The sequence below is a fragment of the Pseudomonas sp. MWU13-3659 genome (assembly GCF_023757525.1).
GTDB classification, from domain to species: Bacteria; Pseudomonadota; Gammaproteobacteria; order Pseudomonadales; family Pseudomonadaceae; genus Aquipseudomonas; species Aquipseudomonas entomophila_E.
Window position 1 is genome coordinate 22,316 of record NZ_JAMSHW010000028.1, and the last position, 23,870, is coordinate 46,185.

21 protein-coding genes are annotated in these 23,870 nt (G+C 64.3%); 13 read left to right on the top strand and 8 right to left on the bottom strand.

The genetic code is table 11. The features are described 5' to 3' along the window. Positions 1-10: 10 nt before the first annotated feature. The 4 genes from NGM28_RS23705 to NGM28_RS23720 form a co-directional block, all read right to left on the bottom strand. Entirely contained in the window at positions 11-415 is a 405-nt protein-coding gene (locus NGM28_RS23705; RefSeq protein ID WP_252091734.1) for an META domain-containing protein, read from the bottom strand. Further along, positions 416-850: a hypothetical protein gene (locus NGM28_RS23710; protein WP_240066258.1), complete on the bottom strand. Its 435-nt coding sequence runs from the start codon at positions 848-850 to the stop codon at positions 416-418. It lies immediately after the preceding gene. Between the two features lie 31 nt (positions 851-881). After that, positions 882-1,868 (bottom strand): 2-hydroxyacid dehydrogenase, encoded by a 987-nt coding sequence (locus NGM28_RS23715; RefSeq protein ID WP_252091736.1) that lies wholly within the window; start codon positions 1,866-1,868, stop codon positions 882-884. 90 nt (positions 1,869-1,958) lie between these two features. Then, complete coding sequence (locus NGM28_RS23720; RefSeq protein ID WP_240066256.1) at positions 1,959-4,715, bottom strand: response regulator; 2,757 nt, start codon at positions 4,713-4,715, stop codon at positions 1,959-1,961. 181 nt (positions 4,716-4,896) lie between these two features. On the opposite strand from NGM28_RS23720, the gene NGM28_RS23725 reads away from it, so the two are divergent. From NGM28_RS23725 to NGM28_RS23755, 7 genes are all read left to right on the top strand, one after another. Beyond that, complete coding sequence (locus NGM28_RS23725; protein WP_252091738.1) at positions 4,897-5,613, top strand: response regulator transcription factor; 717 nt, start codon at positions 4,897-4,899, stop codon at positions 5,611-5,613. Between the two features lie 3 nt (positions 5,614-5,616). Then, positions 5,617-6,960: a histidine kinase sensor domain-containing protein gene (locus NGM28_RS23730; protein ID WP_252091740.1), complete on the top strand. Its 1,344-nt coding sequence runs from the start codon at positions 5,617-5,619 to the stop codon at positions 6,958-6,960. Between the two features lie 213 nt (positions 6,961-7,173). Beyond that, positions 7,174-8,073 carry a cysteine synthase CysM gene (cysM, locus tag NGM28_RS23735; protein WP_011532655.1) on the top strand — a complete coding sequence of 300 codons (900 nt, stop codon included), beginning with the start codon at positions 7,174-7,176 and terminating at the stop codon, positions 8,071-8,073. Further along, entirely contained in the window at positions 8,073-9,431 is a 1,359-nt protein-coding gene (rlmD, locus tag NGM28_RS23740; RefSeq protein ID WP_240066253.1) for a 23S rRNA (uracil(1939)-C(5))-methyltransferase RlmD, read from the top strand. The genes cysM and rlmD overlap by 1 nt, the downstream gene beginning before the upstream one ends. 99 nt (positions 9,432-9,530) lie before the next feature. Continuing rightward, on the top strand, positions 9,531-11,771 hold the full coding sequence (gene relA, locus NGM28_RS23745) for a GTP diphosphokinase (protein WP_240066252.1): 2,241 nt from the start codon (positions 9,531-9,533) through the stop codon (positions 11,769-11,771). 107 nt (positions 11,772-11,878) lie between these two features. Beyond that, a complete protein-coding gene (gene mazG / locus NGM28_RS23750) occupies positions 11,879-12,712 on the top strand; it encodes a nucleoside triphosphate pyrophosphohydrolase (protein ID WP_252091741.1) in 834 nt (277 codons plus the stop codon). 26 nt (positions 12,713-12,738) lie between these two features. Continuing rightward, positions 12,739-13,278, top strand: a complete 540-nt coding sequence (locus tag NGM28_RS23755; protein WP_011532659.1) for a DUF2058 domain-containing protein — start codon at positions 12,739-12,741, stop codon at positions 13,276-13,278. Between the two features lie 46 nt (positions 13,279-13,324). Here the strand turns inward: NGM28_RS23755 and NGM28_RS23760 are convergent, their stop codons facing one another. The 4 genes from NGM28_RS23760 to purM all read right to left on the bottom strand — a co-directional run bounded on the left by NGM28_RS23760 (position 13,325) and on the right by purM (position 16,197). Further along, the gene (locus NGM28_RS23760; RefSeq protein ID WP_252091742.1) at positions 13,325-13,507 is read right to left on the bottom strand and encodes a hypothetical protein; all 183 of its coding nucleotides are present in this window, start codon (positions 13,505-13,507) and stop codon (positions 13,325-13,327) included. Between the two features lie 259 nt (positions 13,508-13,766). Further along, positions 13,767-14,477: a DUF3108 domain-containing protein gene (locus NGM28_RS23765; protein ID WP_252091743.1), complete on the bottom strand. Its 711-nt coding sequence runs from the start codon at positions 14,475-14,477 to the stop codon at positions 13,767-13,769. Between the two features lie 8 nt (positions 14,478-14,485). After that, on the bottom strand, positions 14,486-15,139 hold the full coding sequence (gene purN, locus NGM28_RS23770) for a phosphoribosylglycinamide formyltransferase (RefSeq protein ID WP_252091745.1): 654 nt from the start codon (positions 15,137-15,139) through the stop codon (positions 14,486-14,488). Beyond that, on the bottom strand, positions 15,139-16,197 hold the full coding sequence (gene purM / locus NGM28_RS23775) for a phosphoribosylformylglycinamidine cyclo-ligase (protein WP_011532663.1): 1,059 nt from the start codon (positions 16,195-16,197) through the stop codon (positions 15,139-15,141). Before purM ends, purN begins: the two co-directional genes overlap by 1 nt. Before the next feature lie 344 nt (positions 16,198-16,541). Between purM and NGM28_RS23780 the strand changes: the two genes are divergently transcribed. From NGM28_RS23780 to NGM28_RS23805, 6 genes are all read left to right on the top strand, one after another. Further along, positions 16,542-17,594 carry a DUF2066 domain-containing protein gene (locus NGM28_RS23780; protein ID WP_252091747.1) on the top strand — a complete coding sequence of 351 codons (1,053 nt, stop codon included), beginning with the start codon at positions 16,542-16,544 and terminating at the stop codon, positions 17,592-17,594. Positions 17,595-17,606: 12 nt separating this feature from the next. Then, positions 17,607-18,680 carry an AI-2E family transporter gene (locus NGM28_RS23785; protein ID WP_252091749.1) on the top strand — a complete coding sequence of 358 codons (1,074 nt, stop codon included), beginning with the start codon at positions 17,607-17,609 and terminating at the stop codon, positions 18,678-18,680. A gap of 230 nt (positions 18,681-18,910) precedes the next feature. Further along, positions 18,911-19,615 carry a DnaA regulatory inactivator Hda gene (gene hda / locus NGM28_RS23790; protein ID WP_133331767.1) on the top strand — a complete coding sequence of 235 codons (705 nt, stop codon included), beginning with the start codon at positions 18,911-18,913 and terminating at the stop codon, positions 19,613-19,615. 125 nt (positions 19,616-19,740) lie between these two features. Next, positions 19,741-20,376, top strand: a complete 636-nt coding sequence (locus NGM28_RS23795; RefSeq protein ID WP_240066245.1) for a C40 family peptidase — start codon at positions 19,741-19,743, stop codon at positions 20,374-20,376. 146 nt (positions 20,377-20,522) lie between these two features. Next, positions 20,523-21,056: a C40 family peptidase gene (locus tag NGM28_RS23800; protein WP_240066244.1), complete on the top strand. Its 534-nt coding sequence runs from the start codon at positions 20,523-20,525 to the stop codon at positions 21,054-21,056. A 234-nt stretch (positions 21,057-21,290) separates the two neighbouring features. Further along, positions 21,291-23,867: a dermonecrotic toxin domain-containing protein gene (locus NGM28_RS23805; protein WP_252091751.1), complete on the top strand. Its 2,577-nt coding sequence runs from the start codon at positions 21,291-21,293 to the stop codon at positions 23,865-23,867. The last annotated feature ends 3 nt before the right edge of the window (positions 23,868-23,870 follow it).

Here is a 23,870-nt window from a genome sequence, read left to right on the forward strand (position 1 = left end):
CCGGCGATAATCAGCCTTCCTCAGGCCAGAAGCGCAGCGGCTTGCCTTCAACCGGCCAGAAACGGATCTGCTCGATCGACGACACATCCCAGCGCTGCACCGTCTCCAGCGCCTGCAGGAAGCGCTTCTCCTGGTCCATCAACGCCGGCGCGCACAGCTTGCGGGTCTTGCCGACCTTGCCGAAGCTGATGCGCTCGCCCTCCAGCGTATAGGGGGCGAACCAGTGGTTGCAGCCGGCGTTGCCGTAGGCGCGGCCGTCATTGGCCAGGGTCAGCGTCAGGTGGCTGTAGTCGATCAGCGGGCGCTCCCCGATCCATTCCAGCACATAGCTCTGCTCCTGTTGCAGCTTCGAAGGCTCCGACGCACAGCCGGCCAGGGCCGCGGCGATCAGCGCGGTGGTCAGCAGCTGTTTCACTCAGGCACGCTCCCGGCACTGCGGGCACAGGTGTTTGTCACCCTGGCTGGTCCAACCCAGCTCCGCCACGCGGGCACTGGCGGCCGGAGCATGGCCTTTCTTGCCCAGCTTGGCGTCGACGGCGAACTCGAAGTCCAGCACCGCTTCGCAGCTGTCGCACTTGACCTGCCAGTTGAGGATCTCCAGTTCGTTGAACACCGGGCCCTTGGCCACGGCGACCCACTGGCCGCGCGGGTTGATCAGGTGGCGCACGGTCTCGACGGTCAGGCGCATGGACAAGTCCTTGCTGCCCTTGAGGGTGACCAGTAGCACGTCGTCCTTCTGGATCGAGCCACCGTTGCCGGTGACCTGGTAGCGGCCCGGCACCAGCGCGCGGCACTCGATCAGGGTGTGTTGCGGGTTGAAAAGGGTGTAGCGGAAATCGTGTTCGACCATGGGTCCTCCAGAATTGCCGCGTATCCTAGCATCAACGTTCGACGATGTTCTGCGGATTGCCTGCCGCCCAGCGGCTGATGTTGTCGAGGGTGGTGCCGGCGATCGCGTCCAGCGCCTCGCGGGTGAGGAATGCCTGGTGGGCGGTGACGATCACGTTGGGGAAGGTGAGCAGGCGTGCCAGCACGTCGTCCTGCAGCGGCAGGTCGGAGCGGTCCTCGAAGAACAGCTGTGCTTCTTCTTCATAGACATCCAGCCCCAGGTAGCCGAGCTGGCCGCTCTTGAGCGCGTCGACCAGCGCCGGTGTGTCGACCAGCGCGCCACGGCCGGTGTTGATCAGCATGGCGCCGGGTTGCAGCTGGGCCAGGCTGCGGGCGTTGATCAGGTGCCGGGTATGCTCGGTCAGCGGGCAGTGCAGGCTGATGATCCGCGACTCGCGCAGCAGCTCGGGCAGCTCCAGGTAACAGGCGCCCAAGGCCAGCAGTTCGGGGTTGGGGTAGGGGTCATAGGCCAGCAGCTGGCAGCCGAAGCCGGCCATGATGCGGGCAAAGGCGGCGCCGATCTGGCCGGTGCCGACCACGCCGACAGTCTTGCCGTGCAGGTCGAAACCGGTCAGCCCGTGCAGGGTGAAGTCGCCCTCGCGGGTGCGGTTGTAGGCGCGGTGCAGGCGACGGTTCAGGGCCAGGATCAGCGCCACGGCATGTTCGGCGACGGCGTGGGGTGAGTAGGCCGGCACTCGCGCCACGGCCAGGCCCAGGCGCTTGGCGGCGGCCAGGTCGACATGGTTGTAGCCGGCCGAGCGCAGGGCGACCAGGCGCGTTCCGCCGGCGGCCAGGCGTTCGAGTACCTGGGCATCGAGCTCGTCGTTGATGAATGCGCAGACCACGTCGAACCCTTGGGCCAGGGGGGCGGTGTCGAGGGTCAGGCGAGTGGGTTGGAAGTGCAGGTCGAAGGTGCCGTTGGCGGCGCGGGTAAAGCTTTCCTGGTCGTAATGCTGGCTGCTGAACAACAGGGTGCGCATGGTGGGGCTCCTTGAAATTGGGGGCGGCTGTTCGCCGGCAAGCCGGCTCCTACATGACTTCAGGTGTAGGAGCCGGCTTGCCGGCGAACATCAGGCGCTCTGGCGCGCGTGTTCCGCGAGCCGGTCGATGGCCCGGTCCAGTTCGTCCAGCGCTACTTGCGCCTGGGGGCTGTCCTGCTTGAGCAAGGTCTCGCTGCGCTGGCAGGCCGCGCGCAACTGCGGCACGCCGCAATAGCGCGAGGCGCCGTTGAGGCGGTGCACGCGTTCGATCATCGCGGTGCGGTCGGCCGCTTCGCGGGCGGCGCGAATGGCGTCGCGGTCCGACTCCAGCGACGCCAGCAGCATGGTCAGCATGTCCGCCGCCAGGTCCGGCTTGCCGGCGGCCAGGCGCAGGCCTTCCTCCGGGTCGAGCACTTTCAGTTCCGTGCTGTCGGCCGGGCGTTCGCTGGTGCGCTCCGGCGGCGGCGCGCCCAGGCTCAGGCCGGTCCACTTCATCACCACCTGGGCCAGCTGTCGCTCGCTGATCGGTTTGGTCAGGTAGTCGTCCATGCCGCTGTGCAGCAGGGCGCGCTTTTCATTGGCCATGGCGTGGGCGGTAAGCGCGACGATCGGCAGCGGCTGGCCACGCTGGCTGCTTTCCCACTGGCGGATCTGCTCGGTGCAGGCGCGGCCATCCATGCCGGGCATCTGCACGTCCATCAGCACCAGGTCGAAGGGCTCGTCCTGCACTGCTTGTACCGCGGCATAGCCGTTGTCCACCGCCAGCACCTCGGCGCCCATGCCTTCGAGCAAGGTTTGCACCAGCAGCAGGTTGGCCGGGTTGTCGTCGACGCAGAGGATCTTCGGTACGCGCTGGCCGTTGCTGGGGCGTTGCTCGCCGGCGGGGCGGCGCGGTTGGATCAGCTCGAGCAGCAGCCGGCGCAACTTGCGGGTGCAGGTCGGCTTGGCCAGCAACTGGCCGTGGGCGTTGGGCAGGTAGGGGTGGTAGAGCGGCTGTTCGGTGGTGGGGCAGAGCACCACGCATTGGCAACCCAGGCGCTCGAGCTGCTGGTGATACTGGCCAAGCTGTTCCGGTGCCAGGCTGCCCACGTTGGCGCCGAGCACGGCGAATTCGAACGGCTGGCCGGCCTGCGCGGCGGCCTGCACGCCCTGCAGCAATTGGTCGTAGGAGGCGAACAGGCTAACCGCCAGGCCGCAATCCTCGAGTTGGTGCTCCAGCGCCTGGCGGGCCAGGTCGTGGCCATCGACGATGGCCACCCGGCGCCCCACCAGCACTTGCACGGGTTGCTCTTCGGCGTCGTCATGCGCCCGTGGCAGGTTGAGGCTGATCCAGAATTGCGAGCCCTCGCCGGGGGTACTGTCGACCCCGATCTCGCCGCCCATCTGCTCGATCAGGCGCTTGGAGATCACCAGCCCCAGGCCGGTGCCGCCCGGCTGGCGCGACAGCGAGTTGTCGGCCTGGCTGAAGGCCTGGAACAGGGTGCGCACATCCTGGGGCGACAGGCCGATGCCGGTGTCCTGCACGCTGATGCGCAGTTGCACGGTGTCGTCCTGGTCGTCCTCGAGCATGGCGCGCACGACGATGGTGCCTTCGCGGGTGAACTTGATGGCGTTGCTTACCAGGTTGGTGAGTATCTGCTTGAGCCGCAGCGGGTCGCCGACCAGCGATAGCGGGGTGTCGCGGTACACCAGGCTGAGCAGTTCCAACTGTTTGGCGTGGGCGGCCGGGGCGAGGATGGTCAGGGTGTCCTGGATCAGATCGCGCAGGTTGAACGGGATGCTGTCGAGCACCAGCTTGCCGGCCTCGATCTTGGAGAAGTCGAGGATCTCGTTGATGATCCCCAGCAGGTTGTCGGCGGACTTCTCGATGGTGCCGAGGTAGTCGAGCTGGCGGGGCGTGAGCTCGCTCTTCTGCAGCAGGTGGGTGAAGCCAAGGATACCGTTCAATGGCGTGCGGATCTCGTGGCTCATGTTGGCCAGGAACTCGGACTTGATGCGGCTGGCCTCCAGGGCCTCCTTGCGCGCCATGTCCAGCTCGATGTTCTGGATCTCGATGGTCTCCAGGTTCTGGCGCACGTCCTCGGTGGCCTGGTCGATGCTGTGCTGCAACTCTTCGTGGGCACTGTGCAGGGTTTCGGCCATGCGGTTGATGCCGGCGGCCAGCTCGTCGAGCTCGTGGCTGCCCATGGCCGGCAGGCGCTCTTCCAGATGGCCGTCCTTGAGCTGGTTGACCGTGTGCTTGATGCGGTTGATCGGGCCGTTGATGGTGCGGCTCATGCGCACGGCGAGCAGCGCCGTCAGGCTCAGGCAGACGATGATCAGCAGCAGGCTGGTGAACAGGTTGCGGTAGCCGCGTAGCAGGGTGCCGTCGTGGGACAGTTCGATTTCGACCCAGCCCAGCAGGCGTTCGGCTTCTGCCGGTACGGCGTCGGTGGCCAGGTCGCGGTGATGGCCGAACACCGGCATCAGGTAGCGGGTGGCGTCGTTGCCTGTGCGTTGCAGCAGCTGCGTGCCGGTACCGCCGCTGGGCGGCTGGTTGAGCATGCTCGGGCCGGCATGGGCCAGGCGTGTGCGGTCGGCGGCCAGGAATGCCACGGCGCGCACGTCGGTTTGCTCCAGCGCCTGGGCGGCGATGCGCTCCAGCTGCGCGGGCGCTTGGCGGGCCAGGGCCGGGGCGGCCAGTGGCGCCAGTTGTTCGGCGATCATCTTGCCGCGTTGCAGCAACTGCGTGCGCAGCTCATTTTGCTGCAGCCAGGTGAAATAGCTGCCCAGCACCAAGGCCATCAAGCTGGCGGGCAGCAGGGCGAGCAACAGCACGCGGCTGCGGATTCCCAAACGGTCGAGCACACCTATCTCCTGTCATGTGCCTAAATGCGCTGTTGCGCTTCAGCGGGGAACGTTACTCCGGGCTTGATGGCAATGCACTTGTTTGTATCTGTTTTTGTTCTCGACGGCGGTCGCGGCGCGGTTGCCATGGCCGGGCGCCATGCTCAATAATCGCGTAACTGAGAATTGATGACAGTTGCCAATGAATCCCGTAGCTATTCATGCCACCAGTATCCTCGCCATCGAAGACGACCCCGTGCTGGGTGCCTACCTGCACGAGGAGTTGCAACGTGGCGGTTTCCAGGTGACCTGGTGCCGTAATGGTCTCGAGGGGCTGGAGGCGGCGGGGCGGCAGGTGTTCGACCTGGTGCTCATGGATATCCTGCTGCCGGGGCTCAACGGTTTCGATGCGTTGGCCCGCCTGCGTCGGCACAGTGCCACGCCGGTTATCCTGATGTCGGCGCTGGGCGCTGAAGCTGACCGGATTACCGGCTTCGAGCGCGGCGCCGATGACTACCTGCCCAAGCCTTTCAGCTTTACCGAGCTGCGGGTGCGTATCGAGGCGATCCTGCGGCGGGTGGCTATCGAGCGCCGCCATCAGGCGCCACGGGAGTGCAGCAGCGACACGCTGCAGTTCGACGAGCAGCTCACCGACGTCAGCCTGGCCGGCGCCTCGGCGGGGCTGACGCCCAGCGAGTTCCGCCTGCTCGACTTGCTCCATCGCAGCCAGGACGAGGTGCTGAGCAAACCTTTTCTTTACCAGCAGGTGCTTCAGCGCGGCTACTCGCGCCATGACCGCAGCCTGGACATGCATGTCAGCCAGATCCGCCGCAAGCTCAAGGCCATCGGCTACCACGATCGGCAGATCCGCACGGTGTGGGGCAAGGGCTATGTATTCGGCGCGGGCGAGGCGGACTGAACCGTGCTCGACCGCCATTCCCTGTTCTGGAAGCTGGCCATCCTGTTGGTGGGCTTCTGCCTGTTGATGATTGGCCTGAGCTACACCTGGGGCCGCCACATGGAAACCCAGAATGCCTTCCTCTCCGAACCCGCCCGGCAGCTGTTGCGCGGCTATGCCAGCGAGGCCGAGCAGGCCTGGCGCGCAGGGGGGCGCGACGGCGTGGACCGCTGGCTGGCGGGCATGCGCCAGCGCGAAGAAACCTGGGTGGGTGTGCTCGATGGCGACCTGCAGCCGTTGGGCAGTGCCGCGCTGAGTGGCGGGGAGGTCCAGCACCTGACTCGCCTGCGTGGGGTCGATTGGCCCATGAGCCGCCGCACGATCGGCCAGCCTTGGCTGCGCCTGCCATTCCCGCAGGCACCGGAGCAGGGGATGTTGGTGATCGAGCTGCCCGAGCGCTTCAGCCCAGGGCAGTACCGGCTGTTCTGGCGGGTAATCACCAACGGCATCATGCCTGGGCTTTTTACCTTGCTGCTGTGTGTGGGCCTTTACCGCATGCTGATCGTGCCGCTCAACCAATTGCGCGAGCAGGCCAATGCCTGGCGCGCCGACCAGCTTTCGGCGCGTCTCGACCCACGTACCACACAACGTCAGGATGAGCTGGGCGAGCTGGCGCGGGCCTTCGACCAAATGGCCGAGCGCCTGCAGGGCACCGTGGCCTTGCAGCAGCAATTGCTGCGCGACCTCTCACACGAAATGCGCACTCCGCTCAGCCGGCTGCGCGTGGCCTGCGACGGCGAGACCGACCTGCAACGCCTGCGCGAGCGCTTGCACCGCGAGGTGGATGGCATGCAGCAACTGGTCGAGGACACCCTGCAGTTGGCCTGGCAGGATGCCGAGCGGGCGCCCATGAACCTGGAGCCGATCCAGCTCCAGACGTTGTGGGAGATGCTCAGCGAAAACGCCTGCTACGAAAGCGGCTGGGCGCGGGAGCGGTTGCGCTGTGAGTTGCCGGACGATTGCTGGGTGCAGGGCAACCTCAATCACCTGGCCCAGGCGTTGGAGAACATGTTGCGCAATGCCATCCGTCATTCGCCAGCGGGTGGCGTGGTGCGTTTGAGTGGGCGGCGTGAAGGTGGTTATTGGCGGCTCGACCTGGAAGACGAAGGTGGTGGCGTGGCCGAAGCCGATCTGGAACGCATCTTTGCGCCGTTTTCACGGTTGGACGGTTCCAGGCCTGGCGATGGTGGTTTCGGCCTGGGTTTGAGCATCGCCCGCAGCGCCATCCAGCGCCAGGGCGGCAGGGTATGGGCGGTCAATGGCGAGCGCGGGTTGCGGGTCTGCATGCGCCTGGCGGCAGCGATGTAACGCGCAGACTGTAGGAGCGGCTTCAGCCGCGATGCAGGCAACGCGGTGTCAGGCACTCGCTTTGCGGGTGATCGTGGCTGAAGTCGATCCTACAGGTGCCTCGGCGATATTGCTTATAGCCTCTCGCTATATCCTCCGACGATTGCGTGATATGGCCGCGCAGGGTTTGCCGGTATGATAGTCGCCCCTGCCGTCCGGATTGCGAAAACGCCCATGACCCTGCAGTACCCAACCATCGCCGACTGCGTCGGCCACACGCCTCTGGTTCGCCTGCAGCGCATGGCCGGGGCCACCAGCAACACCTTGCTGCTCAAGCTCGAAGGCAACAACCCGGCCGGCTCCGTCAAGGACCGCCCGGCGTTGTCGATGATCACCCGCGCCGAACTGCGCGGCCAGATCAAGCCTGGCGACACATTGATCGAAGCCACTTCCGGCAACACCGGCATCGCCCTGGCGATGGCGGCGGCGATCAAGGGCTACCAGATGATCCTGATCATGCCCGACAACTCCACCGCCGAACGCAAGGCGGCCATGACCGCCTACGGCGCCGAGCTGATCCTGGTGACCAAGGAAGAGGGCATGGAGGGCGCGCGCGACCTTGCTGAAAAAATGCAGGCCGAAGGCCGTGGCCTGGTGCTCGATCAGTTCGCCAACGGCGACAACCCGATCGCCCACTACAACAGCACTGGCCCGGAAATCTGGCAGCAGACCCAGGGCACCATCACCCACTTCGTCAGCTCCATGGGCACCACCGGTACCATCATGGGTTGCTCGCAGTACTTGAAAGAGCAGAATCCGGCGGTGCAGATCGTCGGCCTGCAACCCATGGAAGGTTCGGCCATTCCGGGTATCCGCCGCTGGCCCCATGAATACCTGCCGAAGATCTTCGACGCAGCCCGCGTCGACCGCGTGATGGACATGTCCCAGCAGGAAGCCGAGGAAACCACTCGTCGCCTGGCCCGTGAAGAGGGCATTTTCTGCGGCGTGTCGTCTGGCGGTGCGGTGGCGGCCATGCTGCGCCTGTCCCGTGAAGTCGAGAACGCGGTGATGGTCGCCATCATCTGCGACCGCGGCGATCGCTACCTGTCCACCGGCCTGTTCGACCCGACCTGATGTCCAGAAAGAAAAGCAACGGCGGCCTGCGTTTCCAGCCGGCCGGTGGTAACCGCGCCACACAGATTCCGGTGGGCAAGAAGCAGCGCCTGGTGATCGAGCGCGTGGCCGGTGACGGCCGCGGCATCGCCTTCCTCGAGGGGCGCACCTGGTTCGTCAGCGGCGCGCTGGGCGGCGAAGAGGTCGAAGCGCGGGTGCTGGGCGCCCGTGGCAAGGTGGTCGAGGCGCGCCTGGAGCGGGTGTTCCAGGCCAGCCCCGAACGGCGCGAGGCGCCGTGCCGGCACTACGCACGCTGCGGTGGCTGCAACCTCCAGCACCTGCCCCATGACGGTCAGTTGGCACTCAAGCAGCGTCTGCTCGCCGAGCAGTTGCAGCGCGTCGCTGGCGTGCAGCCGGACGAATGGGCCGCGCCACTGTGTGGGCCAGAGTTCGGCTATCGGCGGCGAGCACGGGTGGCGGTACGTTGGGACGTGAAGCAACGCCAGCTTGATGTGGGTTTCCGCGCCGAGGCCAGCCAGGACATCGTTGCCATCGACGATTGCCCGGTGCTGGTACAACCCTTGCAGGCGATCATGCGCCATCTGCCGACCGTGCTGCGCAGCTTGAGCAAGCCACAGGCGCTGGGGCATGTGGAGTTGTTCAGCGGCACGGCTGAAGCGGTACTGGTCCGGCACGTGGCAGCATTACCTGCTGAAGACCTGGCGCGCCTGCAGGCATTCTGCCGGGAGGCCGGTGCTCAGCTTTGGTTGCAGGGCGAAGGCGAACCGGCGCCCATGGACGCCGCGCAGAAGTTGGGGTTTGCCCTGGAACCCTGGGGGATGGAGCTGGCCTGGCGGCCGGGCGACTTCGTCCAGGTCAACGCCCAGGTCAACACCCTGATGATCCAGCAGGCCCTGGCCTGGCTGGCGCCGCAGCCTCACGAGCGGGTGCTGGACCTGTTCTGCGGCCTGGGCAACTTCGCCTTGCCGTTGGCCCGGCAGGCGCATGAAGTGGTGGCGGTGGAGGGCGTGCAGGCGATGGTCGAACGTGCCGAAGCCAATGCCCACGGCAACAATGTGCATAACGCACGGTTTTTTCAGGCCGATTTATCGCAGCCTTTGGCGGGCGCCGGATGGGTCGCCGAAGGCTTTTCTGCGGTACTCTTGGATCCACCGCGCGACGGGGCCTACGAGGTGGTGCAAGGCATCGCCCGGCTCGGCGCGAAGCGGCTGGTCTATGTATCGTGCAACCCGGCCACGCTGGCGCGAGACACGCAGGTGCTGGTCGGGCAGGGGTACCGGTTAACAAGGGCCGGGATTCTCGACATGTTTCCTCAGACGGCGCATGTCGAGGCCATGGCGTTATTCGAGGCGGGCTAGCCAGGCTGGCCCTCTTGGTGCCGCGTCCAGGGAGTGGAGGCGGCACAGGTGAAAGCCAGCGCACCCGCGTGGTGCGCTGTATGGGAAGGTAAAGCAAAGATGGTACAGGTGAGAGTGCACCAGCCGGTCAACAACGACGGCAGTATCAATCTCGAAGCATGGCTCGATCATGTGGTGAGCGTCGATTCGCAGCTCGATCGCGCGGCATTGAAGGACGCCTGCGAGTTTGCCCATGAGGTCGAGAAGAAAGGCAACCCGGCCAAGCATTCCTGGGCGGACGGGACGTCCAGTTTCCAGGCGGGCCTGGAGATCGCCGAGATCCTCGCGGACCTCAAGCTCGACCAGGACTCGCTGGTGGCTGCGGTCATCTACCGCTCGGTGCGCGAAGGCAAGGTGACCCTCGCCGAAGTCGGCCAGCGTTTCGGTCCGGTCGTCTCCAAGCTGATCGACGGTGTACTGCGCATGGCGGCCATCAGCGCCAGCCTCAGCCCGCGTCAGTCGCTGGTGCTCGGCTCCCAGGCGCAGGTCGAGAACCTGCGCAAGATGCTGGTGGCGATGGTCGACGACGTGCGCGTGGCGCTGATCAAGCTCGCCGAGCGTACCTGCGCCATTCGTGCGGTGAAGTCCGCCGATGACGAGAAGCGCCTGCGCGTGGCCCGTGAAGTCTTCGATATCTACGCGCCGTTGGCGCACCGGTTGGGTATCGGCCATATCAAATGGGAGCTCGAGGACCTGTCGTTCCGCTACCTCGAGCCCGACCAGTACAAGCAGATCGCCAAGCTGCTGCACGAGCGCCGGCTTGATCGCGAGCGGTTCATCAGCGACGTGATGAACCAGTTGCAGAACGAACTGTTGGCCACCGGCGTCAACGCTGACATCAGCGGCCGGGCGAAACATATCTATTCGATCTGGCGCAAGATGCAGCGCAAGGGCCTGGAGTTCAGCCAGATCTACGACGTGCGCGCAGTGCGCGTGCTGGTGCCCGAGGTGCGTGACTGCTACACCGCACTGGGCATCGTGCACACGCTTTGGCGGCACATCCCCAAGGAGTTCGACGACTACATCGCCAACCCCAAGGAGAATGGCTACCGCTCGCTGCACACCGCGGTGATCGGCCCCGAGGGCAAGGTGCTGGAGGTGCAGATCCGCACCCACTCGATGCACGAGGAAGCCGAGCTGGGCGTCTGCGCCCACTGGCGCTACAAGGGCACTGACGTCAAGCCCAGCTCCAACCACTACGAGGAGAAGATCTCCTGGTTGCGTCAGGTGCTCGAGTGGCATGAAGAGTTGGGCGATATTGGCGGCTTGGCTGAACAATTGCGGGTCGATATCGAACCGGACCGGGTCTATGTGTTCACCCCGGACGGCCATGCCATCGACCTGCCCAAGGGCGCCACGCCGCTGGACTTCGCCTACCGCGTGCACACCGAGATCGGCCACAACTGCCGTGGCGCCAAGATCAACGGGCGCATCGTGCCGCTCAACTACAGCCTGCAAACCGGCGAGCAGGTGGAGATCATCACCAGCAAGCACGGCAGCCCGAGCCGCGACTGGCTGAACTCCAACCTCGGTTATGTCACCACTTCGCGGGCGCGGGCCAAGATCGTTCACTGGTTCAAGCTGCAGGCCCGCGACCAGAACGTCGCTGCCGGCAAGACCCTGATCGAGCGCGAGCTGAGCCGCCTGGGCCTGCCCCAGGTGGACTTCGAGCGCCTGGCGGAGAAGGCCAACGTCAAGACCGCCGAGGACATGTTCGCCGCACTGGGTGCCGGCGACCTGCGCCTGGCGCACATGGTCAACGCCGCCCAGCAGTTGCTCGAGCCCGAGCGCATCGAACCGGTCGAGCTTATCCCGCGCCAGGCCCGGGGTATCCGCGCCGGCAAGCGCAGCGACATCCAGATCCAGGGCGTCGGCAACCTGCTCACGCAGATGGCTGGCTGCTGCCAGCCGCTGCCGGGCGACGCCATCGTCGGCTACATCACCCAGGGCCGTGGTGTGAGCATTCACCGCCAGGACTGCGCCTCGGTGCTGCAGCTGGCGGGCAAGGAGCCGGAGCGGATGATCCAGGTCAGCTGGGGACCGATCCCGGTGCAAACGTATCCGGTGGATATCGTCATCCGTGCCTACGATCGCCCGGGGCTGCTGCGCGACGTGTCGCAGGTGCTGCTCAACGAGAAGATCAACGTGCTGGCGGTCAATACCCGATCGAACAAGGAAGACAACACTGCGCTGATGTCCCTGACCATCGAGATCCCCGGCCTGGATGCCCTTGGGCGTTTGCTGGGGCGGATCTCGCAGTTGCCGAACATCATCGAGACACGGCGTAACCGCACCCCTTGATACCGAGGTGGCCTCTTCGCGGGTAAACCCGCTCCTACAGGATTGCGCGGTACTTGTAGGAGCGGGTTTACCCGCGAAGAGGCCTCTGCCGAAGGACCTGCCCAACAATGACCTACACCCTTGAAGACCTGCTGCACCTCATGGCCCGCCTGCGCGACCCGCGGCACGGCTGCCCATGGGACCTGAAGCAGGACTACGCCAGCATCGTCCAGCACACGATCGAAGAAGCCTACGAAGTTGCCGACACCATCGAACGCGGCGATTTCGAGCATTTGCAGGGTGAGCTGGGCGACTTGCTGTTCCAGGTGGTCTACTACAGCCAGCTGGCCCGGGAAGAGGGGCGTTTCGAGTTCACCGGCGTGGTCGATGCGATCACCCGCAAGCTGATCCGCCGCCACCCCCATGTCTTCCCCACGGGCGATCTCTACGCGCCCCTGGACACCCCCGCGCTGAGCGAGGCCCAGGTCAAGTCGCGCTGGGAAGAAATCAAGGCCGAGGAGCGCGCCGAGAAGAGCGAACCCGAGCAGTTGTCGCTGCTCGATGACGTTCCCGCCGCGCTGCCGGCCCTGTCTCGCGCCGCCAAGTTGCAGAAGCGCGCAGCCACCGTCGGTTTCGACTGGCCCGAGGCGCTGCCGGTGCTGGACAAGGTGCGTGAAGAGCTTGATGAAGTCCTGCAAGCCATGGCCGATGGCGACAGCGACGCGCTGGAGGACGAGCTGGGCGACCTGCTGTTCGCCACCGTCAATCTCGCCCGGCACCTCAAGCACGACCCGGAAAACGCCCTGCGCCGAGCCAATCGCAAGTTCGAGCGGCGTTTCCGTTTTATCGAACAGGCATTGCGCGAGCAGGGCCTGTCCATCCAAGATCGTACCCTCGACGAGCTGGACGCCCTTTGGGGCGAGGCCAAGCGTCAGGAAAAGAACCTGCCCAGCTGCGGCTGAGCTGATGCATAAGTGAGTGAACACCGATGAGCCTTTCCCTTCGCGACCAATTGCTCAAAGCCGGTCTGGTCAACCAGAAACAGGTTTCTCAGACCAACAAGGCTGAGAAAAAACAGAAACGCCTGGAGCACAAAGGCCAGGTCGAGGTGGACGACAGCCAGCAGCGCTTGGCCAAGGAAGCCATGGCCGAGAAAGCTAAAAAGGATCAGGAACTGAACCGCCAGGTCCAGGAAAAGGCCGAGCAGAAGGCTCGCGCCGCGCAGGTCAAGCAACTGATCGAAGCGACCCGCCTGCCCAAGCTGACTACCGAGGACTACTACAACTTCGTCGATGACAAGAAGGTCAAGCGCATCGCCGTCAACGCCCTGATGCGCAGCAAGCTGAGCAATGGCGCGCTGGCGATCGTTGCCCATGGCGGCGGCTACGAGGTGATTCCGCGCGAGGCGGCGGTGAAGATCCAGGAGCGCGACCCTAACCGCATCCTGCTGCTCAACACCCACGTTGAGGAAGCGGACGAAGATGATCCGTACGCCGCCTACAAGATCCCTGACGATCTGATGTGGTAAGCACGAAAAACCCCGCCTTGGCGGGGTTTTTCATTTCAAGACGGGTTCATTGCGAAGGGCGTTGGTTCTCGAGGTACTCGAGCTCCATGCGGTACTGGTGAGCCTGTTGCTCGTTGTGGAACATCCCGACCAGTTGGCCTTGCTGATGCACGTCCCAGATCCGCAGGCCAGCGGCCTGGCCTTCGTGGGACATTTTCGATTCGTCGCGTTCGGCTACTTGGACTGTCATCGTCAAACTCCACTGCTTGGTTGGCTGCGGCACGCTGTCGCAGGCCTTCTTTATAGAATTTGTTAGCAGGCTAAGTAAATAAAACGGCGATGAAACAAGTTTCATGTAGGAGCGGCTTCAGCCGCGATGCAGGCAACGCGGTGTCAGGCACCCGCTTTGCGGGTGATCGCGGCTGAAGCCGCTCCTACAGGAGGCGGCGTTGGCCTGAAAAAACAAAACCCCGCACGAGGCGGGGCTTTGGGTATTGCCGGCGACGGTATCAGTTGCCCTTGACCGCCTTGCCATCGACCGTGCCATCCTGCAGCACGATCACATACTCCTTGCCATCGGTCTCGACCTGGCGCAGTTGCACCAGCAGGTAGTCCCAGTCCTTGGCGAACCACAGCTCGGTGATGCGCTTGCTCTGGCTTGGGTCGCGCACGCGCTCGACCTTGATCGCCTCGACCTGGCCAGCCTTGGTGGCGACTTTTTCGCTGCCCAGGACACGGAAGTCGTAGGTGTCGATCTCGTCACCGTCGACCACCTGATAGGTCATGCTCTTCTTGCCTGCGGCTACATCGTGCTGCAGGGCCAACTGATACGACGACTTGTCCAGCACGCCACGGTTGAGCGGCAGGCTGATGGCATCGCCACGGTCGTTGCCGGTGACTTTCTTGCCGGTCCAGTCAAAGCTCAGGTCGACTTTCTTCGCCTTGCCCAGGCCGCCGCGCTCGAAGTGATACTTCTGCGGCAGCAGGGTGTCGTTGTCGAGCTTCAGGGTGCTTTGCTCGGTCAGGCTGGCAATCATCATGGAGGCCTTGAAGTTCAGGTCCCATGTACCGTTAGTGTTCTTGACCAGGCTGCGTTCGGCAGTACCGCTCATGGGCAGTTGCTTCCAGTCGGCGGTGTAGCTGGCCGCGAACGGCTTCAGGTCAGCTGCCTGGAGCGGCAGGGCAAGCACGGCGAGAGCCAAGAGCAGGGCGCGACGCATAAATTCTCCTAGTTTCGAATCAAGTGACCGCTGGCCGCCAGCGGCTGGCCATCCAGTAATGCACCCTGTTCGCCCAGACGCAAGCGTCCTTCGGCAAACCAGCGCACCGCCAGCGGGTAGATCAGGTGTTCCTGCACATGTACCCGCTGGGCCAGCGTCTGCGGCGTGTCGCCCGCAACCACCGGAACCACAGCCTGTACGACCAGAGGCCCGCCATCGAGTTCCTCGGTGACGAAGTGCACGCTGCAGCCATGTTCCCGGTCGCCAGCCTCCAGCGCGCGCTGGTGGGTGTGCAGGCCTTTGTACAACGGCAGCAATGACGGATGTATGTTGAGCAGACGGCCTTGATAGTGACGCACGAAACCGCCGCTGAGAATGCGCATGAAGCCGGCCAGCACCACCAGGTCGGGGGCGAAGCCGTCGATCAGCGCCATCAGCGCCGTGTCGAAGGCCTCGCGGCCATCGAAGCCGGTGTGTTCGAGCACGGCCGTGTCGATGCCGGCGGCCTTTGAGCGCTCGAGGCCGTAGGCATCGGCGCGGTTGGAGATCACCGCGCGGATGCGCGCCGGGCTGTCACTGGCGCTGGTACTGTCGATCAGCGCCTGCAGGTTGCTGCCGGAACCCGACAGCAACACCACCACGTTACAGGTCTTGCCCGGCATCAGTGTGCCTTGAGGTTGTGCAGCTCGACCTGGGCGGCGCCTTCGGCGGCCACGTCGATACGGCCGATCACCCAAGGCTGCTCGCCTTCGGCGCGCAGTACGTTCAGGGCGTTCTCGACCTGGTCCTGGGCCACGCAGATGACCATGCCTACGCCGCAGTTCAGCACGCGGTGCATCTCATGCTCGTCGACGTTGCCTTTTTCCTGCAGGAAGTCGAATACCACCGGGCGCTGCCAGCTGGCCACGTCGACCACGGCCTGGGCGTTTTTCGGCAGCACGCGCGGGATGTTGTCCAGCAGGCCGCCGCCGGTGATGTGGGCCATGGCCTTGACCGCGCCGGTCTGCTTGATCAGTTGCAGCAGCGGCTTGACGTAGATGCGGGTCGGGGCCATCAGCAGGTCGGCCAGCGGCTTGCCATCGAGCTGGGTGTTGTCGATGTCGGTGCCGGAGACTTCGAGGATCTTGCGGATCAGCGAGTAGCCGTTGGAGTGCGGGCCGGAGGACGGCAGGGCGATCAGGGCGTCGCCGGTGACCACTTTCGAGCCATCGATGATGTCGGCCTTTTCCACCACGCCGACGCAGAAGCCGGCCAGGTCGTAATCTTCGCCTTCGTACATGCCTGGCATTTCAGCGGTTTCACCGCCGACCAGCGAGCAGCCGGCCAGTTCGCAACCGGCACCGATGCCGGTGACCACGGTGGCGGCCACGTCGACGTTGAGCTTGCCGGTGGCGTAGTAGTCGAGGAAGAACAGCGGCTCTGCGCCGCACACCACCAGGTCGTTGACGCACATGGCGACCAGGTCCTGGCCGATGCTGTCGTGCTTGTTCAGGTTCAGTGCCAGGCGCAGCTTGGTGCCGACGCCGTCGGTGCCGGAGACCAGCACCGGCTGCTTGTAGCCAGCCGGGATCTCGCAGAGGGCGCCGAAGCCGCCCAGGCCACCCATGACTTCAGGGCGTGCGGTGCGCTTGGCGACGCCCTTGATGCGTTCGACCAGTGCTTCGCCGGCGTCGATGTCTACACCGGCGTCCTTGTAGCTCAGGGAGGGTTGCTTGCTCATTGATCCAGGCCTTTAAGAGGGAGGGATTCGTGGAAAACGACCGGGACGGCCAAGGCCGGCTGCAAGGTGCGGCGGCTGCCTGTTCGTCACTGGTCTGCGAAGGCGCGCGATTTTATCAGGGTTGCCCCTCAGCGGCCATCCTCAGGCCGACGGGCTGGCCGGAAAATGTCGGCGGAAACAGTGTTTCAACGTGTGCGACTGGTTGCCGCGCCTATGCCTGTATAAGGTATACCCATGGCAACGGGTGCACATGGCCGGGTTCATGAAGCATCTTCCGGCCCGGCGCGGTCAGAGTCGAATGGCCGGCGCGCGCCACCCCATGGTTATCTGGACAGGAATCCTCAATGCGTCTTCTCAACTACCTCGCTGCGGGTTGCCTGGTGTTTGTCGCTGTTGCGGCACAAGCCGATACGGTCTCCGGCCTTTACCAGGTGCGTGAGCCGCTCGAAGGGCAGGGCGGCGAGGCCCGCGCCCAGGCCACCAGCAAAGCCCTGGACACGCTGGTGCTGCGCCTGACCGGCGACCCCAAGGCACCGCAGAACCCCGCACTGGCTGCCTTGCGCAAGGATCCACAGCAGATCATCAACCAGGTCGGCACCGAGGCCGGGCCGCCCGAGTCGGTGCTGGTCGAGTTCGATCCGGGCAGTACCGAGCGCGCCTTGCGCCAGGCGGGCCTGGCCTTGTGGGGCAACAATCGGCCATCGATTCTGGTCTGGTGGCTGAACGACAACGTCGAAGGCAGCAACCTGGTCGGTGATGGCCAGAGCAGCGCCGAGCCCTTGCGCCGCGCCGCGCAGCACCGTGGCCTGCCGCTGCGATTGCCGTTGGCCGACCTGCAAGAACAGTTGGTCGCCAACGCCAAGCAACTTGAAGGCAACGATCCTAGGCCCCTGCGTGAAGCATCCGAGCGCTATGGCGCCAATGCCCTGCTGGCGGTGCATGCCCACGAGGCCGAAGGCAAGTGGCAGGGTAAATGGCAACTGTGGCTGGGCGACCAGCGCGAGCAGGGCAGCGTTGAAGGTGCCGACCAGGCAGCCCTGGCGGACGCCTTGATGCTGGCGGTGAGCAATCGACTGGCGCCGCGTTACGTCACCCGCCCGGGTGCCAGCAGTGACCTGCAGGTCCAGGTGCAAGGGATGAACCTGCAACGCTACGCCGAGCTTGCCCGTGTGCTCGAGCCCTATGGTGCGCGGCTGCGGATGGTCGAGGGCGCGACCCTGACCTACGCCGTCACCGGCAATCGTGATCAATTGCGCGCTCAGTTGAGCCTGGCCAAATTGCAGGAGCTGCCTGCCGAGCAGGTGCCTGCAACGCCGCCTGCGGCGTCTCAGGCTGAGCCTGGCGTGGCGTTGCCCACGCCACCCAGGCCGTTCGACGGCCTGCGTTTTCGCTGGTAAGGAGTAATCTGCATGATCGAACCGCGTCGCTGGATCTGGCTGGGCGCTGCCCTGCTGATCGCCGTGTTGCTGTATTTGCTGCACAACATTCTTTCACCGTTCCTGGTGGGCATTCTGCTCGCCTACCTGGCTGATCCGCTGGTCGACCGCCTGGAGCGGGCAGGGCTGTCGCGAACCTGGGGCGTGGTGGTGGTGTTCAGCCTGTTTACCCTGATCTTCCTGGCCCTGCTGCTGGTGTTGATCCCCATGCTGGCCAAGCAGCTGCTGCGTCTGTATGAACTGGCGCCACAGATGCTCGACTGGCTGCAGCACGTGGCCTTGCCCTGGGTGCAGAGCCGTCTGGGCCTGGCTGACGGCTTCTGGAAGTTCGACAAGATCAAGGCCGCCATCGGCGAGCACATGGGCCAGACCACCGATATCGTCGGTGTGCTGCTGTCCCAGGCTACCGCCTCCAGCCTGGCGCTGATCGGCTGGCTGGCCAACCTGGTGCTGATCCCGGTGGTGGGCTTCTACCTGCTGCGTGACTGGGACCTGATGATGGCCAAGCTGCGCAGCCTGTTGCCGCGTCAGCGCGAGTCGCAGGTGGTGGGGCTGGCAGGGGAGTGCCATGAGGTGCTCGGGGCGTTCGTGCGTGGCCAGTTGCTGGTGATGCTTGCCCTGGGCGTCATCTATTCCACCGGCCTGATGCTGGTGGGCCTGGAACTCGGCCTGCTGATCGGCATGCTGGCAGGGCTGGCGGCGATCGTGCCGTACATGGGCTTCATCATCGGCATCGGCGCGGCGCTGGTGGCCGGATTGTTCCAGTTCGGTGGCGAGCTGTACCCGATGCTGGGCATCGTCGCGGTGTTCATGGTCGGGCAGGCGCTCGAAGGCATGGTGCTGACACCGCTGCTGGTGGGCGACCGCATCGGCCTGCACCCTGTCGCGGTGATCTTCGCCATCCTGGCAGGCGGCGAGCTGTTCGGTTTCACCGGTGTGTTGCTGGCCCTGCCGGCGGCAGCGGTGATCATGGTACTGCTGCGGCATGTACATGATTTGTATAAGGAGTCGAACACCTATGCCGGAGGGATCGATCCCGACCTTTAGCGATGGTTCGCCGGCAAGCCGGCTCCTACAGGCCACAGGCGACATGCTACCTGTAGGAGCCGGCTTGCCGGCGATGGCTGCAGAGCAGCCCCAAAGCGGGTCAGGACCATGCAACTTCTTGATTTTACTTGCGCTATTACCCTCGCCGATTGTGCCGCCCGCGTTGCGGGTATAGACTTTGCACACTGTTCACCAAAGGCCCCCTGTGGTCCCTGCGACCACCCGCGAGCATGAAACCGATCCAGTTGCCCCTGGGTGTGCGTCTGCGTGATGACGCCACCTTCATCAACTACTACCCGGGCGCCAATGCTGCGGCATTGGGCTACGTCGAGCGGCTGTGCGAAGCCGACGCCGGCTGGACCGAGAGCCTCATCTATCTGTGGGGCAAGCAAGGCGTGGGCCGTACCCACCTGCTGCAAGCCGCCACCCACCGTTTCCAGCAACTGGGCGAGCCCGCCGTCTACCTGCCGCTCGCGCAATTGCTCGACCGTGGCGTCGAATTGCTCGACCACCTCGAACAGTATGAACTGGTGTGCATCGACGACTTGCATGTGATCGCAGGCAAGGCGGACTGGGAAGAGGCCATGTTCCACCTGTTCAACCGCCTTCGTGACAGCGGTCGGCGCTTGTTGCTGGCTGCATCCAGCTCGCCCCGCGAACTGCCGATCAAGCTGGCCGACCTCAAGTCCCGGCTCACCCTCGCGCTGATTTTCCAGATGCGCGGCATGTCCGATGAAGACAAGCTGCGTGCCTTGCAGTTGCGCGCCTCGCGCCGCGGCCTGCATCTGACCGACGAGGTCGGCCATTTCATCCTCACCCGCGGCACCCGCAGCATGAGCGCCCTGTTCGACCTGCTCGAACGCCTCGACCAGGCTTCGCTGCAGGCCCAGCGCAAGCTGACAATTCCATTCCTCAAGGAAACCCTGGGCTGGTAAGCCTTGAAACAGGGGCTTGCAGCCTCGAATCAGAAAAGTCACATGTTTTTCGATAAAATTTGCAAATGGTTCCGATAGAAGGCATAGTTTCCCCCTTCTAAAGGATTACAGACACGGTCGTGCCCATGCTGAAGCGCTTCGCACCCCTCGTGCCACTTGCACTTGTGACTCTACTGTTCGGTTGCGCCTCCCAGGGCCCAGTCTCGCAACAGCAGGATCAACACACTATCGCCGCCCAGTCGATCAAATCGAAGGCTTCGGCTTCTTCCGTATTCAGTGAGGAAGAGCTGGCCACCGAAGAAGACATGGACGCATTCTCCAGCAACGGCAAGCCCTACCAGCTGCCTGTGCTGGCCGACAGTATTCTCGAACGTGGCATGGCCTTGATCGGCACCCGCTACCGCTTTGGCGGCACCAGCGAGCAGTCGGGCTTTGATTGCAGCGGCTTCATCGGCTACCTCTTCCGCGAGGAAGCGGGCATGAACCTGCCGCGCTCGACCCGCGAGATGATCAACGTCGACGCCCCCAAGGTTGCCCGCAACAAGCTCAAGCCAGGCGACCTGCTGTTCTTCAGCACCAACGGCCGTGGTCGCGTGAGCCACGCCGGGATCTACCTGGGTGACAACCAGTTCATCCACTCCAGCAGCCGCCGCAGCGGTGGCGTGCGTATCGACAGCCTGGGCGATCGCTACTGGAGCAAAACCTTCATCGAGGCCAAACGCGCGCTCGCCATGGCGCCGACCACGATCTCGCGCAATTGATTTGATATCAAAATGCTGTACTCTCGCACGGCGGCGTAGCTGAAAAAGCTCGCCGCCGTGCGCATTTACAGAAAGCGTCTAATCTAAATTCTCAACTCTTTTTACCTTCGGCCGCGGCCGGAGGGTTTTGACAGGACGTTCACATCATGGCGATGTTGGCGCGCTTCGCACTGCTCTCCTTCCTGGCCCTGCTCGCGGCCTGTTCCAGCCATGCGCCAGCTCCAGCGCCCATGGCCAAGCCTCCCATGGTGTTCAATCAGTCGACCTCGTCGCCTGCGGCGGACGATGTTTTGTTCCGGGCCATCGGCCTGGTGGGCACGCCCTACCGGTGGGGCGGCAATACACCGGACTCCGGGTTCGATTGCAGTGGGTTGATCGGCTATGTCTACCGTGATGCGGCGGGTATCAGCCTGCCACGTTCGACCCGTGAAATGATCGTCATGCGCGCGCCCAATGTGGACATCAACGCGTTGCAGTCCGGGGACCTGGTGTTTTTCGCCACCAGTGGCGGCTCGCAAGTCAGCCATGCCGGCATCTATGTCGGTGAAGGGCGTTTCGTGCATGCACCTTCGACTGGCGGAACGGTGCGTCTGGACTACCTCTCCAGCAGTTACTGGGCCAAGGCCTACCTGCAGGCCAAGCGGGTGCTGCCACCAGGGCACCTGGCACAGAATCCCTGATACCCGAATTGATCCTGTAGGAGCGGCTTCAGCCGCGATGAGTGCATCGCGGTGTCTGGCCCCCGCTACACGGGTGATCGCGGCTGAAGGCCGCTCCTACAGCGGTCTTTTTCAGACCAACGGGTTAGGTTTGGCCCCGTGAGAGCAGGCCAACCCGCACAAACATCTACCGCTTCTTCTGCTGCCCATAGGGCCAGGATGCCCGTTCCGACAACGACATCCCGGGAGTAGGGCATGAGCAGTATCAAGGAGCGCGTGGAGCGCAGTCTCGACGCATTGGTAGCAGCGCGGCCCCTGGTTCGCCTGGTGGATGAGACCATCCGCGAATACCCCGACCCCTATGTGTTGGCAACCCGGCACGCGCGGCGCATCGTGCTCAAGCACACAGGCAAGGCGACCGATCCGCGCTTTGTCTGGTGGCACCAGTTCGAAACGGCCAGTAGCAGTAGCCGCAGTTTCACCGGCTGGCAGCACAGCGGACCGCCGCAAAAGTCGATGCACCTGGTCGAGCTGGTGATCAAGCGCTTCGACGCGCGCTTCCAGGAAGCGCCGGACGAACTCGACCTGTACGGCGGTTTCTATCGCCAGGGGCGCCAGGCCAGTTATTTCGACGAGCGCAACGAAGTGGCGATGCTGGGCAGCAAGGTCCAGGAGGATTTGTGGGCGCTGGACTTCGCCGTGGCCTACCGCGCCGAAATCACCCGCTTCTGGACCACCTACTCGTCGCATTTTCGTGTACTGGCCAAGGTGAACCTGCTCGGGCAGGGGGCCGGTGCCGTTCGTGCCGGGCGTATCGACCAGAATGACTGGACGCGGTTGCGCGAGATGGCCGCCGACGGCCTGGTCGACGGTGAGTTGCCGACGCTGGCCAAGCTTGAGCAGGATAGCGCCAGCAGCCCGCTGTCCGTCAGCCGCTATGTGCTCGACCGGGGGGATCGCGGCTGCCTCTACAGCTTTGCCGCGGACAATGGCCGCATCCTGTTGTACCGCCCCTGGGCATCGGAAGCGTTCAAGAGCTTCGCCTCGGAGCAGGCCATGGCAGGGTGGCTGCGCGAACAGTTGCAGGATGCCGACACCCTGGCCACCTACGTCAAGGCCGCCCATACCGATGCCCGCGACCCCGCACGCGCGCATTCGGTCAAGACACACCTGCAAAGCATCGCCAACAGCGCCGACGAGCAGGCGGCACTGGTCTTGCTCGGCTTTCTGAAGCGCGCGATCACGGGCGATATCTTCAGCTACCTGGCCACCCAGGCCACCCGCGAGATGAACGACAATGCCGCGGCGATGCTGGGTAACGCCGAGCTGCGCAAGGCAATGTGGAGCGGTTACCTCTCGGCGTTCATCAAGGTCTTTGGTGGCTTCGCGCCGATCGGCTGGCCGATGACGCTGATGCTGCTGGGGGCGAGCCTCGGCAAGGTGGGGCTGGACATCGATGCGGCGTTGCATGCCGCCGATGAGCAAAGCCGCAAGGATGCATTGCGCGAGGCCATGCTCGACAGCCTGTTCGCCGCCTTGAACATGGCCGACCTGGGGTTCGAGTCGAGCTTCGCCTCGCTGGCCTACGAGGCACCTCTGGACGAGGTGGAAACCAACCTGGAACACTGGCAGGTGACGCAGGCTGCCACGCTGCCGGTGGAGGGGAGTGAAACCAATCAGCTGATCAATGGCGAACTGGCCAGCAGCGGGCGTTTGCGGGGTGTCCGGATCGGTAGCGATGGCAGTTGCTGGATTGTGCTCAATGGCCTGTCCTACCGGGTTCGCTACAACCACGACCTGCATGTCTGGCAGATCGTGCCGGCGCACAATCCCTTTGCCTTCGGCCCGCTGTACCCGGTGCGCCTGAACGAGGCCAACGAATGGGAGCTGCTGGTGCCGCCGCGACTGGCCGGTGGCGCGCCGCCCGCCGTGGAGGGCATGTCCAGCACAACCTCGCGTTTCTGGAACCGCCACCTGGCGGTGGATGAAGTACGCAGCAAGGTTTTTTCAGCCAATGCCTTGCGTCGTCAGAAGCAGTTGTTGGAGGCCCGGCCAATTCCGCAGTTGGCGCATGATCAGGTACCAGGCCTGGATGAACGAGGCCTGGATTGCGTGCGGGTCGATGGTCGCGTGCAGTACTCCTATCGCTATGATCGCGAGTACTTCAATTCATTGATCGAGTACTACACCAGTGATGAGTCCAAGGTGAACGATGTGTTTCGCTTTGGCACGTATCGGTACGACGACGAGGATGACTACATACGCCAGCTTGCCGATAGTCTCGACGAGTTGCCGCGCAGCAACGAGGTGAGCCTGTATCGAGGCGGGCATAGTTCGCGAGGCACCAGTGGCGAAAACTATCGAAACGGGCGGTTGCGTGTCGGCGATGTGCTGGTCAATACCGACCTGACCTCGTTTACCGAAAACCCCTACAAGGTGGCGGAATTCGCTTCTAGGCCTTCCGTAAGCGCGCCGGGCAATCTGCCGGGTGTGTTCGACGACAGCTCGGTGGTGTTCGAACTGCCGCTGAGCCACTACCAGGGCGGTACTCCGATCAGCGCGTTCTCTCTCTACTGGGATGAGGGCGAGACCTTGTTCCTGCCCGGCCACTACTTCCGTATCGACAGTCTGGAGCAGGTCTACGGCGAGCATTACCGCTTCATTCACGTGACCCTCCGGCAGGTCGGCAAGCCCGCTCAGGGCCCAGTCTACGACCTGCGCACAGCCCTGCCGTTCGACAGCGACGCGTACAAGGCGCGGTTCAGGACGCCGGGGCTGGAGCAGCGGTTTTTCCCCGCTGACACGCAGGAGGCAACCGCCAGCGCCCGTTGACCC